We start from the raw sequence: 16592 nt of genomic DNA on the forward strand, positions 1-16592 counted from the left end.
CGATACGGATATGCGGCTTCGGGTTTCAGAAGCCGCCATTCGCGGTCAGCAAATCTCGAACTGCATCGAGTTTTTGGATGAACTCAGGGTTTGTGCTATCGAAGGCGATGAACTGTATCTGGATCTCAGATCGATCTGAACTCATATAACACTCCGCATGCGTTTAAGGCGCCGGAGTTGGCAAAAAGTTAACATTTATAAATCGAAGAAAAACCGGGGCGGTTTCACTGACCCGGTATCATCGTTCAAGCACTGCAAATATAGGGCAATACCGCCTCAATTCTGGCCTATGCAACACGGCCCGACACAATCGTTGCTAGTCTTCGAACGCCGCGTCGAAGCCCCAGATTTGCCGCAGATGTCCTAAAGTCGCATCACTGGCTATTTTGTCCAGCGGCACACCATTGCGCAGAGAGTGATGCAGCCTGAGGTGGCGATCCCCCATCAAGTCCACATCGACGATCTGAATATCGGGATCGTGTTCCGCAACGTCGAAACCCCGCGCCAGGGTGTCACGTACCTGGTGATATCCGCGCTCGTCATGAATTGCGTCAACTGTGTAGAAGGGCTTTCCCCCGTCATCGGTCAACGAAAACATGCGGAACCGGCGCATGATATTGGGGCTGAGGTACTGCTGAACGAAACTCTCGTCCCGATAATTGGCCCAGGCATCCTTTAATATTTCACGCCACGCGCCGCTGCCGGCTATGTCGGGGAACCATTCCCGGTCCTCCTCGGTTGGGTCGGTGCAGATGCGCTTAATATCCTGCATCATCGCGAAACCCAGCGCATAAGGGTTGATCCCCATTGCGTTCGGGGCGTCAAAGTCGGGCTGCGTCAACACATTTGTATGACTGTGCAATATTTCGAGCATAGCGCCATCCGTGAGCAGGCCAGAGCGGTGCAATTGGTTGGTGATGTAATAGTGGACAAAGCAGGCGCACCCTTCGTTCATCACTTTGGTCTGGCGCTGCGGGTAGAAATACTGCGCGATGTTACGGACGATGCGCAGAACTTCACGCTGCCAGGATTCCAGAACCGGGCTGTGACGTTCGACGAAATAGAGCAGGTTTTCTTCCGGCAACCCCATTTCACGCTTGCGTTTCCGCGCCTCTTCGTCAGTTTTCGACGACTGTGTAGGATGATCAAAGGCGTCCCACAGGTAATGTACCGCTCGTTCCTCTTCGATGCGCCGCTCACGCTGTCGGGTTCTCTCATCCGTGAGCGATGAGTGGGGTGGACGCCGGTGCCGGAAAACGCTCGACGGCATGAGCGCGTGCGCCGCGTCGAGTAATTTCTCAACCTCGCGTTCCCCGTGCTGTTCTTCGCATTGGGCAATAAATCCACGTGCGTAGTCGAGGTAGTCGAGAATACCCTGCGCATCGCTCCACTGGCGAAACAGGTGATTGTTCTTGAAGAAATGATTATGCCCAAAGGCCGCATGAGCGATCACAAGGACCTGCAGTGCCATCGTATTGTCTTCGAGACAGTACGAGATACAGGGGTCGGAATTGATTACGATCTCATAGGCAAGACCGTTTGCGCCTTTGCGGTAGGCTTTTTCTTCGTGAACGAAACGCTTCCCAAAAGACCAGTGCCGATACATGAGCGGCATCCCGGTCGACGAATAAGCATCCAGCATTTGCTGATACGAGATGATTTCGATCTGGTTCGGGTAGACGTCAAGTTCGAGATCATCAATCGCCACGCGCTCGATCGCGTCATAGCTGCGCTGGATGGTATCGAAATCCCATTCCGCACCGTCAAACAGTGGCACGGTCGCTTCGGCCCGATCAGCCATTGGAAACTCCGTTCGTTTTGCGTGCAAACAGTTCGTGCAGAACCGGGTAGATATCACTGGCACGCGCGATCCGTTTCATGGCGAAGTTCGGCCAGGCCTCTGCGACCTGCCGGTACGAGCGCCACAGTTCCATGCCATTATCTTCGCTGTTCATCAGATTGGCTTCGGTCTCGTCGACGATTTCCGTATAGGCGAAATATTGGCAACACTTCATCAGTTCACTGTTCAAGAGGTCGGCGCACAGTTGCGAATCTCCGCTGAAGTTCTCACCATCTGATGCTTGCGCGGCATAGATATTCCACAGTGCAGCCGGATAGCGGGCTTCGATAATCTTTTTCATCTCGTTGAGCGCGCTGCTCACGACCGTGCCGCCGGTTTGGCGGGAGTGAAAAAAGGTGTCTTCATCAACTTCAGCGGCAACCTGGGTGTGGCGGATGAATACAAGCTCGATCTTGTCGTAGCGTTGCTTGAGGAAAAGATGCAGCAGTACGAAGAACTGCTTGGCAAGGCTCTTCTCTCGCTCTCCCATCGAGGCCGAAACATCCATCAGGCAAAACATCACCGCATTTGCCGCTGGCTCGGGGCGCATCTCAAAATACTTGTAACGCACGTCCAGCGGGTCAATGTAGGGAATGATCTTGCGGCGCCGTAGCAACTTGTCGAGCTGCTCGCGCAGCAACTGCCTTTCGGCCTTTCGCGCCTCATCTGGATTTTCAAGCGCCTCAAGCTCTGCAACCTGTTGTGTAAGAGCCTGTATCTCAGTGTTTGTTGGGCGCCGCATTGCAAGACGTCGCCCGAACGCATTGCGCATCGTTCGCGATACGCTGAGGTTGGCGGGCGTCCCGGCGGCAGTATAGCCCATGCGATGCGGTTTAGAGACGGGAACCTCTTTCAGACTGCGTTTGACCATGTCGGGCAGTTCGAGATCCTCAAAGAACAGGGAAAGAAATTCGTCCCGCGACAAAACGAACATAAACTCGTCCTCGCCCTCCCCGTCGGGCGCCCCTTCTCGTCCACCCTGACCGCCCTGACCCAATGGAGGTTTCTTGAGCCGGTCACCCGCTTTGAACGTCTTATTTCCGGTTAGAACCCGGTGTCTGAAGCCACCTTTGCTATCATGCTGAAAATGCGGTTCTCCGATCCCATCTGACGGTACTGAGACGTTCTCCTGCTGGCCGACATCGGCGATTTTCCGGCGCCGGACGCTTTCGTCAACCGCCTTTTTGACGGCAGAGCGAACCCGGCGCAGAAACCGCCTTCGGTTCCCAAGGTTCTTATCCTTGGGGTTTAGCCTTCGATCGATGAAATGGGCCATTTGAGCATAGACTCCTCATCCTGCCTTGTTGACCCGCATGTACCATTCAACCAGGCGCCTGACCTGACGGCGCGTGTAGCCGCGGCCGATCATGCGATCAATAAACTCGTTATGCTTGGCTTCGGTTTCCTTGTCCCGCTTGGCACCAAAGCTGATGACAGGCAGAAGGTCCTGAATCTGACCGAACATGCGCTTTTCAATCACGCGTCTCAGCTTTTCATACTTGCGCCAGTCAGGGTTACGACCGCGATTGTTAGCCCGCGCGCGCAGCACAAATTTGACTACTTCGTTTCGGAAATCCTTGGGGTTGGAAATCCCGGCCGGTTTTTCGATCTTTTCAAGTTCCTGTTCCAGAACACCGCGATTGAGGATCTGGCCGGTATCTGGATCCTTGAAATCCTGATCTTCAATCCAGGCATCAGCGTAGGCAATGTATCTGTCGAAAAGGTTCTGGCCAAAGTCAGAATAAGATTCCAGATAGGCTTTTTGGACCTCATTGCCGATGAAATCCGCATAGCGCGGTGCCAAATCGTCTTTCATGAAAGACAGGTACCGGCTTTCAACCTCGTCGGGGAATTGTTCGCGTTTCACCGCCTGCTCAAGAACATAGAGCAGATGAACAGGATCGGCACCGACTTCTTCGGTATCGTGGTTGAAGGTCTCGGACAGTACCTTAAACGCAAAGCGGGTAGATGTGCCCGTCATCCCTTCGTCCACTCCGGCGGCATCCCGATATTCCTGCACTGACCGCGCCTTGGGATCGGTATCCTTCAGGGTTTCACCATCATAGACGCGGAGCTTGGAAAATGTCGGCGAGTTTTCATGCTCTTTCAACCGCGTCAGAACGCTGAACTGGCTCAGGATGGACAGCGTTTCCGGCGCACATGGGGATTCGCCCAGACTGCTTTCCTCAAGCAACTTCTCGTAAATACGGGTTTCATCCGAGGCACGCAGGCAATAGGGCACCTTGACCAGACTGATCCGGTCCAGGAAAGCCTCGTTGTTCTTGTTGTTCTTGAACTGCTGCCATTCCGCTTCGTTCGAATGCGCAACGATGACACCCTGGAAGGGGAAGGCACCGATGTTCTCTGTGCCCGCATATGACCCCTCCTGTGTGGCGGTCAGCAGCGGATGCAGCACCTTGATCGGCGCCTTGAACATCTCCACGAACTCCATCAATCCCTGCGTGGTGCGATTCAAAGCACCGGAATAAGAATAAGCGTCCGGGTCGTTCTGGCTGAATTCCTCCAGCTTGCGTATGTCCAGCTTCCCGACAAGCGAAGAAATATCCTGGTTGTTCTCATCGCCTGGTTCAGTCTTCGCAACGCAAATCTGGCGCAATTTCGACGGATAGAGTTTGACAACCGAAAACTTGGAAATATCGCCGTCAAACTCTTGTAAACGCTTGACGGCCCAAGGCGAAATCAACCCGTTCAACAGCCGTTTGGGGATATTGTACTTGCTCTCCAGCAAATCTCCCATCCGCGCGCGGTCAAATAGGCCAAGCGGCGATTCAAAGATTGGGCTAAGCTCGTCACCGGCCCGCAGCACATAGATCGGCTGCCGCTCCATCAGGTTTTTGAGTATCTCGGCCAGCGTTGACTTGCCTCCGCCAACCGGCCCCAGCAGATAGAGGATTTGCTTGCGTTCCTCGAGGCCCTGGCTGGCATGGCGGAAAAAGCCAACGATACGCTCGATAGTTTCCTCGACGCCGTATATGTCCTGGAAGGGTTCGTATTGCTTAATTGTTCGATTAAGAAATATGCGACTAAGCCGAGCTTCCTGACTGGTATCGATAAGCTCTGGCTCACCAATCGCAGCGACCATCCGTTCGGCTGCGGTAGCCCGCATCGTTGGGTCTTCTCGACATTCCAGCAAATAGTCCTGCAATGTCATTTCGATGAGCTTGGTCCGCCCATACTCTTCTGCAAACTGCTCGAAAATCTCCATCTCAACAATTCCTCTAGGTTTCGTACTCCTTCGTCCCAGCGCGCTAAGTTCATCCTAGTCTACCATAAAACTGGTCCGTAATTGTTTAATTTCTAATCACAATTTGTTTCCCACCCGCCGCTTTGTTGAAATTTGCACTCATCGAAGCTTTCGAATCCCGCCACCGCCCGACCTTTTTTGCCGCCGCGGCCTTTGCATTCAGACCGCTGAATGAGCGGTCGAGCCGAATGGGGCGTCAATCAGTTATGTCGCATAAGTTCTGAAGGCTCTGTTGCAAATTTCCTGAGCTCTCTGTTTGAGTTTAAGCCCTTGTGATATCGGCGACCCGAGTTGCAACTTGGGAGTGCAGAGAAGATGGTTTCTTTCCAAGGTGCGCACTTCCCAAAGGATGTGATCCTACATGCTGTCTTCTTCTATCTGCGCTATGGAGTTTCATACCGAGACCTGGAAGAGATTATGGGTGAACGAGGCATATCTGTAGATCACACCACGCTGAACCGTTGGGTGACACGATACTCCGGTGCCATTGCTGATACGGCACGCAGACGGAAGGGATCGTGTGACCGATCCTGGCGAATGGATGAAACTTATATCAAGGTGAAGGGCTCGTCGGTTTATCCCTATCGAGCAGTCGACAAATACGGCAAAACGCTTGATTTCATGCCTTCCCAGCGCCGAACAAACCGGCTGCGACAAAGTTCTTCGCGGGGATGCTGGGTGTCAAGACTTTCGTCTCAGCATCGGCAACGCTAGCAGGCACCGAGATTGCGCACATGATCCGCAAGGGGCAATTCACGCCCGGACTCTGTCCCTCTCGGCAGTTCGCTGAGCTCGCAGCCTAACTCCCGAGCGATTGCTGAAACTGCTCGGCGTGCCCAAATCATTGCAACAGAACCTCGCGCGTGTGTCGGAAATGTCTTTTCAGGCCCGTGGCGCCCTTGGCTTGCACCTAACAGATACGTGAGATTCGGGACTGAAACCAAGAAAGCTTTGCCCTTACGGCAATCTCAATTCAAACTGCAGTAAATGACTTTGTTGTCGGAGATTTAGTTGAGATTTAGCGTGGGCATCGCTGTGTCAATTCTGGTGGCTGTGTCTATCGGGGTGTCGACATTTATCGTCCATTCCCTGTGGTGGACAACAGCGCGCGCCAATAGCCGTATGCTTGCGGCTGAAATCAACGGCCAGATCGCAAACACCGTCCGCACTGAGGTGGGTGTGACCCTCAGATCGGCCGAAGCCGCTTGGGCAGCGGTTCGCACGATCTTTGTTCAGAACGTCATCGCCACTCGACAGGCGGACAAGCGAGAATTTGTCTTTCTGTCACAATTACAGGCGCAGCCGAATATCTCTTGGATTTTCTTCGGCTGGCCCGACGGGGATTTCTTCGCATCACATCGTTTGGGCGACGGCGGGCTTGAGATGATTGAAATCGACGAAGATATCCGGGATCGAATGCTGCGGAAAGACCGCTACATCTTCATTCCCGGGGACATCCAGTTCGAAGAGCGATCCTTTACCGAAACATCCTATGATCCACGCGAACATGCCTGGTTTAATAACTTTATAGACCTCAACTCCTCCGGATGGATTGAAGCGCGCGAGCTTCCGGAAAGCGAAAAAACCGTTTACGCCTTCGTCGGTCCGATTGACGTTAACCGAACGCGGCAAGGCGTACTGGCTGTTGCGATCGAAACGGATCGTTTGTCACGCTTTCTTGCCACGCTTGCACCCGGCGAATTCGGAGCGGCATTTATTCTGAACGCCGATGGAAAGGTCATTGCGGTACCTGACGCCGAAGCGGATGAGATTACCCCTGCGCGCATGGGTGAGGGCAAGCTTTATGAAGTTGCCATGATCTCAGGTGAAAAGCTGTTGGCTGACCCAGAAGGGAACGCCCCGGGCACTTTGACGAAACGTATCGTCATTGACGGTGTGCCTTATGCGGTGGCGCTGACGCCCCTAGGGTTTTACGGCTGGCGCGTTGCCACGGTCATACCTGAAGCGGCCTTTCTCTCGGGCATCGATGAAACTCTGGTTAACCTGATCTACATTTTGATCGTTGCGGTGGTTATCGCAACCGGATTGGCAATCTGGCTGATCCGCAGAGTTGTGGCAAATCCGTTGGCGCACATCGCTGAAGACCTTGGTAAAATTGAGCGCTTTGACGTCGAACAGATTGAACGCAGACCCTCCAAACTGTCTGAGCTTGCCAATCTTTCTGCGGCAACGGCCAATATGGCGGCCGGTCTGTCCGCATTCCGGAAATACGTGCCCACTGATCTGGTTCGTATGCTGGTCGCTGAGGGCATCAAGATACAGCCGGGTGGAGAATTGAAACAGATCTCCGTTTTGTTTTGCGATGTTACGGGTTTCACTGGTCTGTCGGAAAAACTTGGCCCTAAGATTATCCAATTGATGGAGCCTTTCTTCAGCGCTTCCTCCGCGGCCATTACACAAAACGGTGGGACGATCGATAAATTCATTGGCGATGCTGTGATGGCGTTTTGGGGCGCGCCGCGTAAAGATACCAACCACGCTGAAAACGCCTGCCGTGCGGCGTTGGACCTTGTCGCCGCTCTGGGCGCGTCCGGTATTACAGATGAGGCTGGCAACCCCCTACGCGTCAGGATCGGGTTGAACAGCGGTGAGGCTTTGGTTGGAAATATCGGTTCAGAGCAGCGGTTGAATTACACCGCGATTGGCGATGTTGTGAACGTTGCCAGCCGACTGGAAGGCGCCAACAAAGACTATGGCACAGTGATCCTGATCGGGTCGGAGACGCGGCGCCAGGCGGCCGGCTCGATAGTAGTCCGCGAGCTGGACACGCTTACTGTGTTTGGACGTACCGAAGAACTGGTGGTTTATGAGCTGATCGCAATGGAGGATGGGTTTGTTGGATCCCTCGCTTGGATAGAGCTCTATGAACAGGGTCTTGCACATTATCGGGCTGGGCGGTTCGAAAAGGCTGTAGCCTCATTCGAGGCCGCAAACCAGGCGCGCAACGGGGATCCCGCCTCCGCCGCAATGATGGTCCGTGCCCAAAGCCTATTGGACAGGCCACCAACGGAAAACTGGCGTGCCGTTACAAGTACCAATAAAATCTACTAGACTGCATCAATTACCTCGCCGCTATGCCGTGTGGAAATCGACCGTTCATGCATTCGCGGCAAGAATTATTACTCAGATTCACAGGCTACGGACAAAGCGGCTGGTCAAAGTTCGTGCGAAGTTTCCAAAAATAAGATGTCTTCTCCACGTTGCCTTTTATGCGTTACGAATAGACATGAATGGAGACCGCAGACTTTCCGCCGTACTCTCGGCAGATGCAGTCAACTACTCGGTCCAGATAAAGGTGGATGAGAACAGAACTCTCAGCGAACTCCGTGCCCTGCGTCGAGCGTTTTTGGACCTGGCCCGTTTCAGTGCTGCTCCAAGTGCTCTTTTAGGCCACTTTCCGTTCGCTTGCGACCGGGCTTTTCCAACCGAGTGCTGAGTGTCGTCGTGGATTATAGAAGCCATTGATGTAATCGAATATGGCAAGCTCAACGGCCCTGCGTGTTGGCCAAGCCCGCAGTGTATTGTGCGCTTTTGAAAGAATTCATGAACCGACCCTCGGTTTGAAAAAATGTTAGACATTTCCCTGACGGTGGAATGAGCGTCTTTGGCCGAAAGATTGCCTCAGGTTCGCCTGCCATTCATGGATTATACACCTCTCCGTAAAGCGCCAGATGGACGCCCTGAAGCACGGAACTGCCGACCACGTAGCCGGTCATGAAGGATATCGGAATTGCCACCAATCTAAGAAGCAGCGAATACTCGTTGTTTGCCTTGCTCTGGGCGGCCTGCGCATTACGGGCGGCGGCGCGTTCTCGGGCCAGCATTCGTTCAATCCGCCGTATCTGGGCATCTATGTCGCCGCGCGGGTTGAGCCGCCAAGATCGCAACGATGCTTCGTCGAGATAGTAGATGCCCATCCGGGAATAGGCCGCTCCGCTGTGTCCGGTGGCCCAGTTGTAGACATTCCCGCCTTCACCCATTCGCGCATCGGCTGCCCCGCTTTGCGGGTCAACGCGCCACCAGACCGGCGGGTGTTGCGATCCGTTGTCCGATACCAGAATGCGTCCGTCTGCCAGATCCCGGGCAGCGGCAAAGCTTTGCCCGGCCAACTGCCCGGCGGCCTCGGAATCCAGGGCCATCAATGGGCCTTCCAGCAACAGGCTGGTACTTTGGACCACCGCTTCGCTATCCGGAGTGAGTATTTCGCCGATCGTGGTTTCCAGCGCCGATTGGACAGTGCCGTGCCAAAGTCTCAGCCGCCAGGCGGCGACCGGATCAGGCTCCCCCTGCGGGCCCGCAACATCAATCCCGTCCAGCGCCCAGTCAAGCGATCCCGTTGCGCCACCGTCGGCATTGCCAACCCCCAACGTGGTCAGAAACACGCGAGGCCAGCCAACAAAAGCGCATTCCTCGCCCGCGGGGTAGGCGCGGGTCAGAGCCTCAGACGCCACCGCAAAGCTCTCGGCTCTTACCCATCCCATCCAGAGTGATAGCATGGGATCGGGGTGGCCGCGTTCAGCATCCTCGATCAAACCCGGCAAGGCCAGCATGCTTCGGGCCATACGCTCAGCCGTCGCCCGGGGATCAAGGCCGCCATGGGAAACCACGATATCCCGCACGCTTTCAAGCGCGGCGGGGTAGCGTATCCCGGGCGCCGGTGTCAGCAGTTCATCCGGCGTTGGAACAGTGCCGAGGGCGCGTCTCGATGCGGGGACCAGATCGACGATCATTCGCCGTGCCTTTCGTGGGGCAGCATCCGGCGTGATGCTTTCCAGTTCCAGCCAGACCGCCGTAACTGGCGGCGGTAGGTTTTCCCCGAACAGCCCGGGTTCCGCAGGACCGGGAGCCGCAAAGGTACTGCCGCGAAACTGCTCACCATCGACCAGCAGAATCGGACGCATCGCCGCCTGCATCCCAAGGCTGGCGGACAGTTTATCCGCGACCAGACCACCGGTGCCAGGTGCCTCTGGGCCAAATCCGAGATGCATTGCGGCACCCGCAATCTGGCGCGCAGTAAATTCCTGCGACAATACCGAGGTCTCTCTGAGTTGCCCGTTGCGCAAACTCTCGACCTTGACCGAGATCCGCACGCGATGAGGATTCTTGCCGCCGCGTGAAAGCGCCACTGGCTGAACGAAAGCTTCGCCAGGGCGGGCTTCGGAGAAACTCGGATCGTAATCCCACCATCCCTCACCATCGCGCATTTGCACCCAGTAGTGAGAATGCGATGACATGGTCGACGCGACCGAACTGGGCACGATGCCCGCAAGTGCCGTCTCTAGCGCGTCGAAGTCACGCTTGGCCCGGGCCTGCAACCGCGCCACCGCCTGATCCTGCAATCCCGCCATTCGGGCTGGCCAGGGTGAATAGGTCCGATCACGACAGACGCTCGAGAATCGGCGCGCCGCCAGCTCGACAGGCAATTCGGCCGAGGCGATACGGGCGTCGAAACCCATCGTCTCAAGCAGGTGCATCAGGAATTCAGCTTTGTCCTGCGGATTGCCGCCGCCTGCTGCCAGCACCGCCTGAGGCCCACGCAAACTGCCCGTGTAGGGCTCGGTACGCAACCGGTCCCGCGCAAACTCGAAAGCGGCGTCGGGGTCGCTGCCAAGAGACAGGCCAAGGGTGACCAGATCTGTCTCCGGTTCTGCCATCTTCTCCATGATCGTCGCTATTCCGGCCAGTACCTGCGAATATTCAACAGAGGCCGGGCGTTCCACCACAGGCGGTAGTTTTTGCTTGGCGTCTGTGTCGGGCCCCCAATCAGGGTTTGCAAGCGCCGACGGCGCGGACGTGATCAACGCTGCGATCGTAATCCAACCTGTGATACGCTTGGCCAGAGCGCAGATCCGGTTTGAAAACATGTTTTTGAAGAAACTCATCGCTGCCATCTCAGCTGTAATGCTGTTTTCGCATGTTAGCCCAATCCGGGCTCAATCTGAAGATGACCCCTATCTTTTGGCCGCGCCCCATCTGGACCCAGTCTCTCAGCAACTGATCGGTGATATGGCGGATGGTCGGCAGGATGTCTGGCGATTGATCATTCCGGACGGCAGCGTGCCGCTCATTTCCGCAACTCTGTCCGGTGCCGAAGACAGCGGTGCCCGACTGCAGTTGATCGCAATCACCCGCGATGAGGAACAGCGGATCACCAGCCGCGTCGACCTTGGCGACGCAGCCCTTTTGCCGATGCTGAGCGACCAGAGCGCGGACATGCCAGAGCGCATGCTGCTGCCCGGAGAGTACATTGTTGGCATTGCCCCATACAAAGCGGGCCTGGGGCAATATGAAGTGAACTTCCGCGTAGAAACCGGTGGTGCAGAGCCTGCAGCGCTGGGTGCGGGAAAACTGTGGCGGCTTACTGCAGGCAATGATGAAACATGCCACGATTTCGAAACAGAAGCTCGGTCCCGGCTGACGCTTCACGCACCGCATAAGGCCTGGACGCCGCTGCGCTTGCTGAACCGCAAGGATGACCAGCTTCTGGCGCGCGGCGAAATCGCTCCGCTCTGGCGGATGGAGGGCCTGCCCGCTGGCGCTTATCGCCTTTGCCTGCGTGGCAAGGATACCCCGATTGCCGCTTCGCTTGTTCCCGCGCCGCTGGAGTTCGGCGAGCAGGAGCCGAACGATGAGCATGAACAGGCGAAACCGCTGATCGATAACAGATTCCTTGCGGGCGATCTGACCCGCCGTGGTGCCAACCCGGATCGCGATTGGATCGATCTGGGGCAGAGTGGTAACGACTTTGCGCTGGAAATCAGGTCAGACCACAAGGCTGTGATCGACTGGAAGCTGACCGATGGCAAAGGCACCAGTTTGAAGCAAGGCAGTTTCCGAGGCAGTCAGAAGCTTTTGCCGCTGACCGGTGAGACGCCTTTGATGCTGCAACTTTCGGCAAACGGAGTGACCCAATACACCGTCAGACGTCTGACGTTAGAGGCTGCTCGTTTCGGCGCTGAACACGAGCCCAATGACCGGGCCGGGATTGCATCGCCCTTGGCGATGGACACCGTGGGCAGCGGCAAACTGCCGTACGGGGATCGGGATTTCTTTGCGGTGGACATCCCCGGACCAGCGCAACTTTGGCGCGTTCAGGCGGATGGATTGTCTTTGCGAACCCTCAAAGTCCATTCAGCCGGAGGCGAGGTCTTTGCCGAGCGGCAGGCCGATCACGCATCGCGGCTTCGAATTTCGTCACTGTATCTCACGCCCGGTCCTTACTTCATCGAACTGGCCGGGCAAGGCCGCTATACGCTGCGGCTATTGCCGCAAGGGTCGCGGCTGCCGGGCAGCGAGGTCGAACCGAATGCCGAGACCGGTTCCGAGAATCTGTTGGAGGTTGGAACCGGCAGGCGCGGCATTCTGGAACCCGGGGATACCGACCGGTTCCGATTTTCGCTTCGTGCGCCCGAACGGTTGCGGATCGAACTGGATCCGCCTTTTACCGAGCCGATCTCGGTCCGTCTGATCGGCCCGGGTGGCCCCTTGTGGCAGCGAGAACTGACGGGCGGGAAAAACCGTCTGGATTACACGGCGCTGTTCCATCCCGGTGATTACCTTGTGGAAATGACGTCAAAAGGTTCGCAGCCGGGGTTGGATGACTACAGGTTGATGCTGTCACCGGCGGACCCATTTCCCGATGCGCTTGATCAAGAACCGAACGATACGCCTGACTCAATCATCTGGAACTGGCCCAAGGACAACCGGCTGAAAGGAAACGTCGGTGGCGGAGGGGGCATCGACCTATATGGTCTGGTTATTGATAATGCACCGACCACTCTGCGGTTTTGTGGTATGCCGGACACCGTTGCGGTGGCGGTCTCGGCAGTTGACGGGCAATTGCGCGCCACCAGCGAGAACGATGGCGACGAGACCTGCAACAGTTTCACCCTCTCATCCGCCGACAGCTATCTGATTGCAATAACACCGACCGGAAAGGCGCGCGACGCGGGTGTGGCGGTCAGCTACGATTTGCAACCCAACATCAGCTCTCGGCCGCCTCAGGCGGTTGCAGAGCCCACCGAGGACATCGAACTGAGTATCGGTCAGGCCCCGCCTTCGCCGCGTGCCTTCCTGCCCGGCCAAAGCCAGCACCTGCCCATTACGTTGTCGCTGTCGCAAACCGTTGACGCGCAGAACCCTCCCGAACTCACTCTGCACAGCTCTGCACCGGGATGGCGTCTCGCAGGTCCGCCCGCTCACGATAGCACCACAAATCAGCTTCACGCCGAACTGGTCGCGCCGCCCGATCTGCCGCCCGAACAGGTCCGCTTATGGCTGCGGCTGGACTGGGGTCGCAATCGCGGAAAGATCAGCATGACTCTGACACCGGACACGCAAGCACCCGCTGTTGCGCCTCAGCCCGATTTTCCGCTTCCGCCTGCGCTTCGGGGCGGTTTGAACCTGGCCGCGTCGGCATTGGGTGGGCAGTTGGTCGACGGCACCGGCAATCCGTTGCCGGACAATGCTCCGGGATTGCGCATGCAAAACGCTCTGATCGACGGCGAAGCCCCAGCGATCGAGACGTTTTCCTTTGGCACGGAAGCCTTTGAAAGCGGAGCGACCGTGAACCTTGCCGGAGACGATCCCGTTCCGCTGGCCGGATTAATCCTGACCGCCCGCAACGGGTTGAACAAGACGGGAACGCTGCGCGATTTCAGGGTCGAGCATTCACTGGATGGCCAGAATTTTTCACCATTGATCTCAGATCAACTCAGCCCGACCGCCGACGAGCAACCTTTTGTTTTGAAACCGCCGGTCATGGTCAAATACCTGCGGCTGATCCCCCTTTCGGCCTGGCGGATGGGTGGGCGAGACGATGGCAGGATACATCTTTCCGAGCTGCGGGCCGTTGCGCAACCCGGCTTTGTTCCGTCAAACCTATCGGAGTTCAACCTGGCCGATCCCCGACTCGGCGGGCATGTTGTCTGGACTCGCCCGGAACTGGATGTCGATGGACCCTGGGATCAGGATCTTCTGGTCGGAGGGGATGATAAGCCCGACAGCCTGCGCGCTGTGTCCGAAGCAACCATTGTCTTGGGGTTTCACCACGCCCGCGCTGCGCGTCTGACGGCATTGGGTTGGGAATTCTCGGCCGCTGCCGAGCCTGGCAGTCTGGCGTCTCCGACTGAACTTTCCGCCGCGATCAGCCTTGAGGGGCCGCTTGGCCCCTGGCTCGATGCCGGGAACTGGCAGTTTTCGCCTCAAACGCCTGCGGGACATCAGGGTAGGCTGGCGTTTTCGCAGCCGCTCAGCGCGCGTTACCTCCGTCTGACGATCAAAGGCGGCGATGGTACGCTTCCTTTGCATCTGCCGGACAAAGTGATGGTCTGGGAGGCCCCGTCCAGCAAGGAAATGCCTTCTGTTCTGGGGGAATGGGGCGAATTCAGCGTCAGTGCTACAACGGGAAGCGGGGCCCCGCCCATTTCTCGTGCCACCGGAGGCGCGGCACCGGATGCGGCCCGACCTTTACCAGCCGACGTTTGGCAGGGCTCTTCGGTGCAGCGCGGCCAGCGTGACGATTGGTGGGCGATTTCGGTGGAACAGGCCCCGGCGCTGGTGCACTTTGATCTGGATACCTTTGGTCGCGGTGGCGTGCGGCCCGAATTGAAAACGCCGGATGGGGCCGTTCTCGATGTACTGCGAGATGACAAAACACCGGGCCAGTTCACCGCTCGACTGGAAACACTCGGCACCTATCTGCTGCGGATTTACGAGCCACGTCAGGCGCTGGTGGTCGCCTATGACACCAGCGGCTCGACCCAACCTTACCGAGCACAATTGCGCCGTGCGCTGTTCGATATTGCCGAGGCGGCTGACCCCTCGCGCGACCTCGTCGGATTTCTCCCCTTCGGTGGAGCGCTTTTGGGGGGTGATCTGACCGGAAATCCGGAGGAGTTGCTCAGGCGGCTAACGTCTTACACGGATATTGCCGAAAGCAGCGCGGCCGAGACCACTCTGGCTCAGGCCGCCGATATTCTTGCCAGCCATGATGGAGCCCGCGCCGTCATTCTTATGACCGACGCTGCAACAGACCGGGACCCGTCGCTTTGGTCCAGACTGGCCGCTGCACATCCGTTTGTTGTAGCGATGGCAATCCCGGCAAGCGCAGACGCCAATTCCTCGGCTTCGCGCGAACGCGACCTGATGGAAACCTGGGCGATGATCGCCGGGGGCAACTATGATTATGTGTCCTCGCAAGGCGATTTCAGCGCGGCTTTCGAACGGGCGCGGGCGCGACTGCAAGTCGCCAAGCCTTACCGCCTGCGCGTCATGCTGGAAGCCGCCCAACCTCTGGAGCCGGGTGTGCTGCGGGTCGAGTTGGTGCAGGAAAACACCAGCGAGTCAGCGGCACCCTCTGGCAATGCGCTGATGATCCTGCTCGATAACTCCGGCTCCATGCTGAAACGTCTTGATGGGCGCCCGCGCTACCAGATCGCTCAATCAGCCCTTGAAACCCTGCTAAGTGGATTGCAACAAAGCCGCGTTTCGGTCGGTCTGCGGCTGTTTGGCATGACACCGGATCAGTGCGAAACCGCGCTTGTCGCCCCCCCGGGGTCGCCACAGGCAACATTGGGTGCAATAAACGGGATTAGGCCGCAAAACCTGGCGCGCACACCGATCGCGATGGCGTTGGAAGCCGCCGCCGAGGACTTGGCAGATTTCGACTCAGTCAAAAGGATCGTTGTACTGTCGGATGGTGAAGAAACCTGTGATGGGGATCCGGGTGCCATCATCGCCCGATTGCGTTCAGAAGGCATTACTACCCGTATCGACATCATTGGCTTCCAAATAGATGATCCCGTTCTTTCTGCGCAATTTGAAGCTTGGGCAAAGGCTGGCGGCGGCGAATATTGGGATGCCGATGGTGCTGACAATCTGGCACATGCGCTTGAACAGGCAGCCCGCCCTGCGGTTCGAGTGACCGCCCATGATGGCGAAGTGTTCACAACCCTCATCGGCGCACCGGATCTGTCCCTTCCACCGGGGCGATATCTCGTCGAGGTTGAAGGAACACAGGAGGGTGTCGAAGCGGAAATCCGACCCGGTGAAACGACAATCATTGCGTTGACATCCCCCTAAAAGCCGATGTCAGCATTCATGGTAATGCAGGGGATATGTCGCAAACTCGAGTATTAACCGAAGCTATCGCTCAAATTTGTTGGGTTTATCCAGCGAGCATCGCAAATTGACGGAACTCGCTTGACGAGAATCCAGGCTGTCCTTTGCGGATCATGTCAGCGGTCTCGATACCCGCCAAGGTTGCTGCCACCGCAGCGAAGCTTTTGATACCGAGCATCGGGCGGGGTTCGCCTTTTAGTGAAACGGTGGTCCTGTTCAATTATGTTGAGGTATCCCGATGCCTGCAAAGTCCGCGAGGTGTGAATTTGCCTAGCATCTGATTTTGCAGCCGCGGCGAACGTCGACTATGCGAGCTGCTACTGCAGCAACTGAGATATAGGTCGA

At 56.9% G+C, this 16592-nt stretch carries 7 protein-coding genes and 3 pseudogenes; 4 read left to right on the forward strand and 6 right to left on the reverse strand.

The features are described 5' to 3' along the window. The first annotated feature begins 10 nt into the window (after positions 1-10). Positions 11-139: a hypothetical protein gene (locus GOW16_RS23015; protein WP_302478096.1), complete on the forward strand. Its 129-nt coding sequence runs from the start codon at positions 11-13 to the stop codon at positions 137-139. A 177-nt stretch (positions 140-316) separates the two neighbouring features. Here the strand turns inward: GOW16_RS23015 and GOW16_RS19930 are convergent, their stop codons facing one another. The 3 genes from GOW16_RS19930 to GOW16_RS19940 are packed head-to-tail and all read right to left on the reverse strand — an operon-like array spanning position 317 to position 5066. Next, positions 317-1801, reverse strand: a complete 1485-nt coding sequence (locus tag GOW16_RS19930; RefSeq protein ID WP_170418922.1) for a SpoVR family protein — start codon at positions 1799-1801, stop codon at positions 317-319. Next, positions 1794-3116, reverse strand: coding sequence for a YeaH/YhbH family protein (locus GOW16_RS19935; protein WP_170418924.1), 1323 nt, complete (start codon positions 3114-3116; stop codon positions 1794-1796). Before GOW16_RS19935 ends, GOW16_RS19930 begins: the two co-directional genes overlap by 8 nt. A gap of 15 nt (positions 3117-3131) precedes the next feature. After that, positions 3132-5066 (reverse strand): PrkA family serine protein kinase, encoded by a 1935-nt coding sequence (locus tag GOW16_RS19940; RefSeq protein WP_170418926.1) that lies wholly within the window; start codon positions 5064-5066, stop codon positions 3132-3134. 354 nt (positions 5067-5420) lie between these two features. Between GOW16_RS19940 and GOW16_RS19945 the strand changes: the two are divergent. Both GOW16_RS19945 and GOW16_RS19950 read left to right on the forward strand, forming a co-directional pair. Next, positions 5421-5908, forward strand: a pseudogene (locus GOW16_RS19945) (IS6 family transposase). Between the two features lie 208 nt (positions 5909-6116). Further along, positions 6117-8177, forward strand: a complete 2061-nt coding sequence (locus tag GOW16_RS19950; protein ID WP_217354691.1) for an adenylate/guanylate cyclase domain-containing protein — start codon at positions 6117-6119, stop codon at positions 8175-8177. Between the two features lie 334 nt (positions 8178-8511). Here the strand turns inward: GOW16_RS19950 and GOW16_RS22680 are convergent. Both GOW16_RS22680 and GOW16_RS19955 read right to left on the reverse strand, forming a co-directional pair. Further along, positions 8512-8634: pseudogene (locus GOW16_RS22680) on the reverse strand (IS3 family transposase); the annotation flags it as partial. Positions 8635-8764: 130 nt separating this feature from the next. Next, positions 8765-11008 (reverse strand): transglutaminase domain-containing protein, encoded by a 2244-nt coding sequence (locus tag GOW16_RS19955; protein ID WP_170418928.1) that lies wholly within the window; start codon positions 11006-11008, stop codon positions 8765-8767. Here GOW16_RS19955 and GOW16_RS19960 point away from each other — a divergent pair. Next, positions 10989-16208, forward strand: coding sequence for a VWA domain-containing protein (locus tag GOW16_RS19960; protein WP_170418930.1), 5220 nt, complete (start codon positions 10989-10991; stop codon positions 16206-16208). The genes GOW16_RS19955 and GOW16_RS19960 overlap by 20 nt on opposite strands. Before the next feature lie 85 nt (positions 16209-16293). Here the strand turns inward: GOW16_RS19960 and GOW16_RS19965 are convergent. Beyond that, positions 16294-16474 (reverse strand): annotated as a pseudogene (locus GOW16_RS19965) (DDE-type integrase/transposase/recombinase); the annotation flags it as partial. Between the last annotated feature and the right edge of the window lie 118 nt (positions 16475-16592).

The sequence above is a fragment of the Ruegeria atlantica genome, from assembly GCF_013033965.1.
Taxonomy (GTDB): domain Bacteria; phylum Pseudomonadota; class Alphaproteobacteria; order Rhodobacterales; family Rhodobacteraceae; genus Ruegeria; species Ruegeria atlantica_D.

Bases quoted from the DNA above. Each gene is read 5' to 3' on its own strand.
- GOW16_RS19955 (WP_170418928.1), bottom strand. From the start codon at position 11,008: ATGAGTTTCTTCAAAAACATGTTTTCAAACCGGATCTGCGCTCTGGCC.
- GOW16_RS19960 (WP_170418930.1), top strand. From the start codon at position 10,989: ATGTTTTTGAAGAAACTCATCGCTGCCATCTCAGCTGTAATGCTGTTT.
- GOW16_RS19940 (WP_170418926.1), bottom strand. From the start codon at position 5,066: ATGGAGATTTTCGAGCAGTTTGCAGAAGAGTATGGGCGGACCAAGCTC.
- GOW16_RS23015 (WP_302478096.1), top strand. From the start codon at position 11: ATGCGGCTTCGGGTTTCAGAAGCCGCCATTCGCGGTCAGCAAATCTCG.
- GOW16_RS19935 (WP_170418924.1), bottom strand. From the start codon at position 3,116: ATGGCCCATTTCATCGATCGAAGGCTAAACCCCAAGGATAAGAACCTT.
- GOW16_RS19930 (WP_170418922.1), bottom strand. From the start codon at position 1,801: ATGGCTGATCGGGCCGAAGCGACCGTGCCACTGTTTGACGGTGCGGAA.